Genomic DNA, 6,998 nt, shown 5'->3' with positions numbered 1-6,998 from the left:
GTGTGCCAGTAGTACACCTTGTCGGTGAGCTTCTTGCCGGTGAACGCGACCTTGTCGGCGTTGATGATGATGACATTGTCACCGTCGTCGACGTGGGGCGTGAAGGTGGGCTTGTTCTTGCCGCGGAGGATGTTGGCGACGATGGAGGCGAGACGGCCGACGACGAGACCTTCGGCGTCGATCAGCACCCACTTCTTCACCACGTCCGCAGGCTTCTGCGAAAAGGTTGTCATGGTTATATGCTTTCGGTTCGGACCTTCCGGAGAAGGCGTTTCTTGTTGCTTTCATTGGCAAAAGGCCGAAGCCCTAGCCAATAACAAAACGGCGACCCAATGCGGGCCGCTGCTTTGAATGGGCTTATAGGTGAGTGTTAATGACGCGTCAAGCGAAGCGGCAGGTCAGATATCCTGCAAAACTCAACGAAAACAATGAGATGTGCAAGAGGTATTATTTTACCGCATCGCGTTGACGCTTTGGCGGCACTGAATAGGTACCTGTTGCGTGGGCTACGGTCTGCTGGTCGGGGCCAGCAACGATGTCGATGACGAAGACCATCAGGCTCTTGCCAAGCTTGAGGATGCGGCAGTGGCCGTCGATCGGACCGGCTTCGGCCTTGCGCATGAAGTTGATGTTGAGATTGGTCGTCACCGACAGCGCATCGGGCCCGGCGTGGCTCAGCACGCAGACATAGCCGCCAATGTCGGCAAGGGTGAAAAGCGACGGACCGGAGACCGTGCCGCCCGGCCTGAGATGGCGCTCATCGGCGTTGAGACGCACGGTGCAGCCGCCCGGGAACACCTCGGTCACCTGATAGAAATCATAGTGCTCGTTGAGCTGCGGGTAGACCTCCCTGAGGAGATCGTTGACCGCGGCTGCGGTCATCAGCGGCTTCAATCCACTCTGTTTCGGCATAGTTTGGTCTTCCCCTGCGCAAGCCGCGTTCCGGTTCCCGCGTCTGATCTGTCGCCAACAAGACATAGTTGGGAACTAAGGTTCAAGGCTGCGCGTATACGCTTATGCTTCGACGCAGGCGATTCTTTCGCCGCATCGAACGCGAAGAGGGACAATATGGCAGAAATCGTCGCCATCAAGCGCAGCGAACCGGAGGGACCGGTATGGTCGACGCTGGAGACGGGCGTATTGCGCCTGACGCTCGCAAATCCGCCGGCCAATGCGCTTTCGCTCGAAACGATGGCAGTACTTCAGTCACAACTTGACGGCGCGCGCGACGACAAGGCGGTGCGGGTGATCGTGCTCGCGGCGTCGGGCAAGGTGTTTTGCGCCGGACATGATCTCAAGGAAATGACGGCACACAGAAGCGATGCCGATCGCGGCCGCGCCTTCTTCGAGCTGACCATGCAGCGCTGCTCGACGCTGATGCAATCCATCGTGCGTCATCCCAAGCCGGTGATCGCCGAAGTCGATGGTCTGGCCACGGCAGCCGGGCTGCAACTGGTGGCCAGCTGCGACCTCGCCATAGCTTCGGATCAGTCCACGTTCTGCACGCCAGGCGTCAACATCGGCCTGTTCTGCTCGACGCCGATGGTCGCCTTGTCRCGCAACGTCTCGCGCAAGCAGGCCATGGAGATGCTGCTGACCGGCGAGGCGATCGACGCCACGACAGCGCGCGACTTCGGCCTGGTCAACCGCGTCGTACCGCGGGAGTACCTGAATCACATTGTTGGCAAATACGTCCAAACCATTGTTTCAAAATCGCCATTGACGCTGAAGATCGGCAAGGAGGCGTTCTACGCCCAGGCCGAGATGGGGTTGGCGGAAGCCTATCACCATGCCTCGCGGGTGATGGTCGAAAACATGCTGGCAAGGGATGCCGAGGAAGGCATCGGCGCCTTCATTGAAAAGCGCGAAGCGGAGTGGAAGGGGGAATAGGCTTGGAACAGCGGATTTCTCTTGTAACCCTGGGGGTCGACAATCTCGACCGCGCCGTGCGCTTCTACGAAGCCATGGGGCTTCAACGAAACAAGACGATCACCGAAGGTGTCGCGTTTTTCCAGATGGGCGGGTTGGTGCTCGGCCTATGGGGGCGCGACCAGCTTGCCGTCGACGCGGGTATCGCAGCTACAAAAGGTGGCTTCTCAGGCGTGTCGCTGGCCTACAACACGCGTTCCGAGGCCGAGGTGGACGAAGTCCTGGCCGATGCGGAGCGCGCGGGCGGGCGCATCGTCAAGCCGGCACAGCGCGCCTTCTGGGGTGGTTGGTACGGCTATTTCGCCGACACCGAGGGCCATTTGTGGGAAGTTGCGCACAATCCCGATTTTCCGCTCGCCAAGGACGGCAGTATTTCGTTGCCGTGAAACGCGACGCCTTTGCGTGGTTCACCGAAAACCGGTATTCGGAACCGGCGAACGAGGACGGCCATGAACCACGACGCCTATGACAATGCCTACATCGCCGACATCTTGAATTCGGTCCGCTCGATCGCCGTGGTCGGGGCCTCGGCCAACGACGTCAGGCCGAGCTATTTCGTCGCCAAGTATCTGATCGACAAGGGTTATGAGGTCTTCCCGGTTAATCCTGGCCATGCCGGCAAGGAAATCCTTGGCCGCATGACATATGCCCGCCTTGCCGACATTCCCGCTACTCTCGACATGGTCGATGTCTTCCGGGCGTCGGCTGCGGTATCGGGCATCGTCGATGAGGTGCTCAAGCTCGAACCGCTGCCCAAAGTCATCTGGACGCAGCTCACCGTGCGCGATGATGAGGCTGCCGCGCGCGCCGAGGCGGCCGGCATCCGGGTCGTCATGAACCGCTGCCCCAAGATCGAATATGCCAGGCTTGCCGGCGAGATCGGCTGGAATGGCGTCAATTCCGGCGTGCTGTCCGCGAAGCGTCCGGTGATGCGCGAAGGGTTCCAGAGCTTCGGCATTCGCGCAAAATAGCCGCAGCAACCTTCGCGCCCGCTCGAACTCTTGGAAAAATCGTGCTGCAACTTCAGCGCGGCCAGGAATATTCGTCTTTGCTTTCTGGCAGCGGCTCCGCCAAATATAGCCGCCGAATTCGACTGACATACCCTTGGAGGATCAAATGTCCCAGCGCGCTCCTGGTTTCAACACGCTAGCGGTCCACGCCGGCGCCAAGCCCGACCCGGCAACCGGCGCCCGCGCCACGCCGATCTACCAGACGACTTCATATGTCTTCGACGACGCTGATCATGCCGCCTCGCTTTTCGGGCTGAAGGCCTTCGGCAACATCTACACCCGCATCATGAACCCCACGCAGGCGGTGCTCGAAGAGCGTATAGCTGCCCTTGAAGGCGGCACCGCAGCACTCGCCACGGCGTCGGGCCATGCGGCCCAGTTGCTCGTGTTCCACAACCTGATGCGCCCCGGCGACAATTTCGTTGCCGCAACCAGGCTTTACGGCGGGTCGATCAACCAGTTCRGCCATGCCTTCAAGAACTTCGGCTGGGAAGCACGCTGGGCCGACACCAACGACATCTCGAGCTTCGACAAGCAGATCGACGGCAAGACCAAGGCGATCTTCATCGAGAGCCTGGCCAATCCCGGCGGCACCTTCGTCGACATCGAAAAAGTGGCCGATATCGCCCGCAAGCACGGCCTGCCGCTGATCGTCGACAACACGCTGGCGAGCCCATATCTGATCCGCCCGATCGAGCATGGCGCTGATATCGTCGTTCATTCGCTGACCAAGTTCATCGGCGGCCATGGCAATTCGATCGGCGGYGTCATTGTCGATGGCGGCACCTTCGATTGGTCGAAGTCGGGCAAGTATCCGATGCTGTCGGAGCCACGGCCGGAATATGGCGGCGTCGTGCTGCACGAGACCTTTGGCAATTTCGCCTTCGCTATCGCCGCGCGCGTGCTTGGCCTGCGCGACCTTGGGCCGGCCATCTCGCCGTTCAACTCGTTCCTCATCCTCACCGGTCTCGAAACGCTGCCGCTGCGCATGCAGCGCCATTGCGACAATGCACTCACCGTCGCCGGCTGGCTTTCCGACCATCCCAAGGTCGAGTGGGTCTCTTACCCCGGCCTCAAGAGCGACAAGAACCACGCGCTGATGAAGAAATACTCGCCGAAGGGTGCGGGTGCCGTCTTCACCTTCGGGCTCAAGGGCGGCTACGAAGCCGGCGTCAAGTTCGTCGAAGCGCTTGAGCTGTTTTCGCATCTCGCCAATGTCGGCGACACCAAGTCGCTGGTCATCCACCCGGCCTCGACCACCCATCGCCAGCTTTCCGACGAGCAGAAGGTGGCCGCCGGTGCGGGCCCGGATGTGGTGCGTCTGTCGGTCGGCATCGAGGACGTCAGCGACATCGTCGCMGATCTCGAACAGGCGCTGGCCAAGGTCTGACCGGCTGTGCAAGACTTGGCCCCGGCAGCGCTATGTTGCCGGGGCCTTTTGCTGTCTGGGAGCTGGATTTTGCCGAGATTTCTCACCATCGACGTAAGCGGCATCGAGCCGGAATCAGGCGCGCCGGCCGAAGGCCGGTTGATTTCAGGCGATCCAAAATTCCTGACCTGGAACGCCGAGGAGGCCGACGGCGGGCTTTATGCCGGCATCTGGGAATCGACGCCGGGCAAGTGGCGCATCGAATATGACGAGTGGGAGTTCTGCCACATACTGTCAGGCGTCTCGGTCGTCTCAGAAGACGGCGGCGAGCCCCGCACCGTTCGCACAGGTGACAGTTTCGTACTGCGACCCGGCTTTAAGGGAAGCTGGGAAGTGCTTGAAACGACCCGCAAGGAATATGTGATCCGGCTTTGAGGTGGCCGGCAAAAAGTCGTTTGTGCCGTGGCTAACTCGGGACTCTGCCGGACAGCCTGAAGAAGAGGTGCGATACGACGAGCACGTCAGGATTTGAAAGGTGTTTGTCGAGGGCAGCCATGTCTGTCTCGAGTTCGTCACGCCCGACAAATCCTCCTTCGGTCAATTTGTCTCGAACATTGTTGATGAAATCCCAAAGAATCGGCCGCCGGTCGTGACCCGGAGGGTAGGTGTGAAGGACGGGGTCCACGGTAATGTTCGCGATGCCCGCGTCGCGAAACAGCCTATGGGTGCGGCGACCGACGAACAGGTCAATTCCCTGCGCTGACGAATAGGCGGAGTATGCCTCAAGAAGCCGCGTCCAGGCTGGTGATGGCGGGTCGCAGATATGCGTGAGATAATCCGCCTCGAAGCTCGCCACCCAACCGCCCGGGCGCACCAGAGCAACCATCTCTTTGACGATGAGCTCTGGTTTGGGGACATTGACAAGAACAAGTCGCATATGCGCGCCATCAAAGGATGCGCGCGGCAGTCCAGTCTCGTAGGCATCACCCTCGCACACTTCGACCTGAGGCAGCGCGAGTTCGTTCGTAAATCGGCGCGCGATATCGACAAATTGGGCGCTGCGTTCGATCCGGAGAACCGAGCCGGTCGGACCCACGCGTTTACCCAATAGGTGCAACACCCCTCCGGGTCCGCATCCCAGGTCGACAACACGCTCGCCTTGCCTGATCCCGATCTTTTCGAATTGTGCATCGGAGTCAGGGGCGAGGTTGGCAATCTGTCGCCGGAGTCTCGCTTCCTCGGCCTTGCCGCGTCCCAGCAAATAATCGTCTTGCTTCATCGAAGCACGCCCTTCTCCTGTCAGCAGGTCAGGCAACGAAAATGCAGCTCAGCCAATCTGCATCAGAGCTGCCGCAGGGTCAATCGGAGCGGAGCATGCCGGAGCGGGGATTGATGAAATGCAGAAGTGCTGGAAACGACCCGTGCGCGCTGGCAGCAATTTCGTGCTGAGACCGGCTCTAGTGGAAGCTAGGAACCGGCGCGGAACTAATGAATGTCCTGGCGGCGGTGTAGGGAAGCAGCCAGGCTTGCGTACAACTTTGCCGCAACTAATCTCTCGCCGTGACCGGCTACGTTTACATGACCGCCAGCCAGAAGGGCGGCACGATCTATATCGGCGTGACCAATGACCTCGCCCGTCGTTTGCCGGAACACAAGTCGGGCGAGGGCACGGGCTTCACCGCGCGATATGGCGTGCATCGCCTCGTCTGGTATGAGGAGCACTTCGACATCCGCGACGCCATCCAGCGTGAGAAATCCCTGAAGCGCTGGCCACGTCAGTGGAAGATCGAGTTGATCGAGAAGAGCAATCCCGAATGGTACGAGCTGTTTCGCGGACTTGGCTGGTGAGGGGGGCTTGGGCGGATGCCGATAGTGCGCTTCTTGGCAATGGCTGGAGGCTGCTCCCAAGGTGCTTTCGTCATCCTCGGGCTTGACCCGAGGATCCATGCCGTGAGGGTGAGGAATGCGGGGGAAAGCAAGCATTCCGGACCGCTTGAGCACTGCCGTAATGTCACGGCATGGATCCTAGGGTCTTCGCGACGGTCGCTGCGCTCCTGCTCCGCCCTAGGATGACGAAGGCGTGGGGCGTTAGCGTCAATCGCGGACGATGTAAGGAGCGCCTTCCGCCTATTGCCAGTTTCCGCGATCTGCCGGGAACCTACCTGCCTTCGTTATCCTTAGGCTTGACCGCTGGGCAGTTGCTTGCGTCGTGCATTGATGAGGATGCTAGCTATATGTGGGGCGGCGTTGAGACCCCTCAAGCTGAGGTGAAGTCGTTAAAAGCCTTCAAGAGCTTCATCGTTGCAAAACCGCCCAAGCTATCTCCGGAGTATCGGCATTCGTAAAGGCCCTGGAGATTTGAAGGAAGATTCACTCCTTCCTCAACCAAAAGGATAAATTTCCTTTTATAGAGGGCCATTGCAGCACCAATTTCAATTAGCACGTTACCGTTAATTTGAGGGACTAATTTGCCATCTACGTCTGCGAGAACCCCTTCTTGCGCAACGTGAATAATAGCAGCGTCGCACGAGCGCATATCATCCAGTACCTTTTCTGGAACAGGCTTGGAGACTGTCTCGTGTTCGACGGAAATTACGGGCTCGAATTTTCCGTAGCGAACAATCTCCTTTATCTGCTCCAGTATCTTCATATTCTTCCCGTGTGTCAGAAAGACACGCTGAGTCGAAGTG

General features: G+C 59.5%; 10 protein-coding genes. 6 read left to right on the top strand and 4 right to left on the bottom strand.

Going from position 1 to position 6,998, the window contains the following annotated elements:
* Together rplM and AC1DUU_RS19000 are read right to left on the bottom strand one after the other, a co-directional pair.
* Nucleotides 1-233 (bottom strand): 50S ribosomal protein L13 (rplM, locus tag AC1DUU_RS19005; RefSeq protein WP_476784959.1); only part of this gene is annotated, 233 nt, incomplete at its 3' end.
* Between the two features lie 214 nt (nucleotides 234-447).
* A complete protein-coding gene (locus tag AC1DUU_RS19000) occupies nucleotides 448-912 on the bottom strand; it encodes a PaaI family thioesterase (protein WP_476784958.1) in 465 nt (154 codons plus the stop codon).
* Between the two features lie 156 nt (nucleotides 913-1,068).
* Here AC1DUU_RS19000 and AC1DUU_RS18995 point away from each other — a divergent pair, with 156 nt between their 5' ends.
* From AC1DUU_RS18995 to AC1DUU_RS18975, 5 genes are all read left to right on the top strand, one after another.
* The gene (locus tag AC1DUU_RS18995) at nucleotides 1,069-1,890 is read left to right on the top strand and encodes an enoyl-CoA hydratase (protein ID WP_476784957.1); all 822 of its coding nucleotides are present in this window, start codon (nucleotides 1,069-1,071) and stop codon (nucleotides 1,888-1,890) included.
* A gap of 2 nt (nucleotides 1,891-1,892) precedes the next feature.
* Nucleotides 1,893-2,315 carry a VOC family protein gene (locus AC1DUU_RS18990; protein ID WP_476784956.1) on the top strand — a complete coding sequence of 141 codons (423 nt, stop codon included), beginning with the start codon at nucleotides 1,893-1,895 and terminating at the stop codon, nucleotides 2,313-2,315.
* A 63-nt stretch (nucleotides 2,316-2,378) separates the two neighbouring features.
* Nucleotides 2,379-2,900 (top strand): CoA-binding protein, encoded by a 522-nt coding sequence (locus AC1DUU_RS18985; protein ID WP_476784955.1) that lies wholly within the window; start codon nucleotides 2,379-2,381, stop codon nucleotides 2,898-2,900.
* 145 nt (nucleotides 2,901-3,045) lie between these two features.
* A complete protein-coding gene (locus AC1DUU_RS18980; protein ID WP_476784954.1) occupies nucleotides 3,046-4,329 on the top strand; it encodes an O-acetylhomoserine aminocarboxypropyltransferase in 1,284 nt (427 codons plus the stop codon).
* A 69-nt stretch (nucleotides 4,330-4,398) separates the two neighbouring features.
* Nucleotides 4,399-4,743, top strand: a complete 345-nt coding sequence (locus AC1DUU_RS18975) for a cupin domain-containing protein (RefSeq protein ID WP_476784953.1) — start codon at nucleotides 4,399-4,401, stop codon at nucleotides 4,741-4,743.
* Between the two features lie 31 nt (nucleotides 4,744-4,774).
* Here AC1DUU_RS18975 and AC1DUU_RS18970 read toward each other — a convergent pair whose 3' ends face one another.
* Nucleotides 4,775-5,587 (bottom strand): methyltransferase domain-containing protein, encoded by an 813-nt coding sequence (locus AC1DUU_RS18970; RefSeq protein WP_476784952.1) that lies wholly within the window; start codon nucleotides 5,585-5,587, stop codon nucleotides 4,775-4,777.
* 281 nt (nucleotides 5,588-5,868) lie between these two features.
* Between AC1DUU_RS18970 and AC1DUU_RS18965 the strand changes: the two genes are divergently transcribed.
* Nucleotides 5,869-6,156, top strand: a complete 288-nt coding sequence (locus tag AC1DUU_RS18965) for a GIY-YIG nuclease family protein (protein ID WP_476784951.1) — start codon at nucleotides 5,869-5,871, stop codon at nucleotides 6,154-6,156.
* Nucleotides 6,157-6,565: 409 nt separating this feature from the next.
* Here the strand turns inward: AC1DUU_RS18965 and AC1DUU_RS18960 are convergent.
* Nucleotides 6,566-6,998 (bottom strand): TIR domain-containing protein (locus AC1DUU_RS18960; protein ID WP_476784950.1); only part of this gene is annotated, 433 nt, incomplete at its 5' end.

This window comes from Aminobacter sp. P4_H6_2, assembly GCF_056400805.1.
Note: the sequence above shows the minus strand (reverse complement) of the source record. Positions and strands in the feature narration are given on the sequence as shown.

Bases quoted from the DNA above. Each gene is read 5' to 3' on its own strand.
- AC1DUU_RS19000 (WP_476784958.1), bottom strand. From the start codon at position 912: ATGCCGAAACAGAGTGGATTGAAGCCGCTGATGACCGCAGCCGCGGTC.
- AC1DUU_RS18985 (WP_476784955.1), top strand. From the start codon at position 2,379: ATGAACCACGACGCCTATGACAATGCCTACATCGCCGACATCTTGAAT.
- AC1DUU_RS18970 (WP_476784952.1), bottom strand. From the start codon at position 5,587: ATGAAGCAAGACGATTATTTGCTGGGACGCGGCAAGGCCGAGGAAGCG.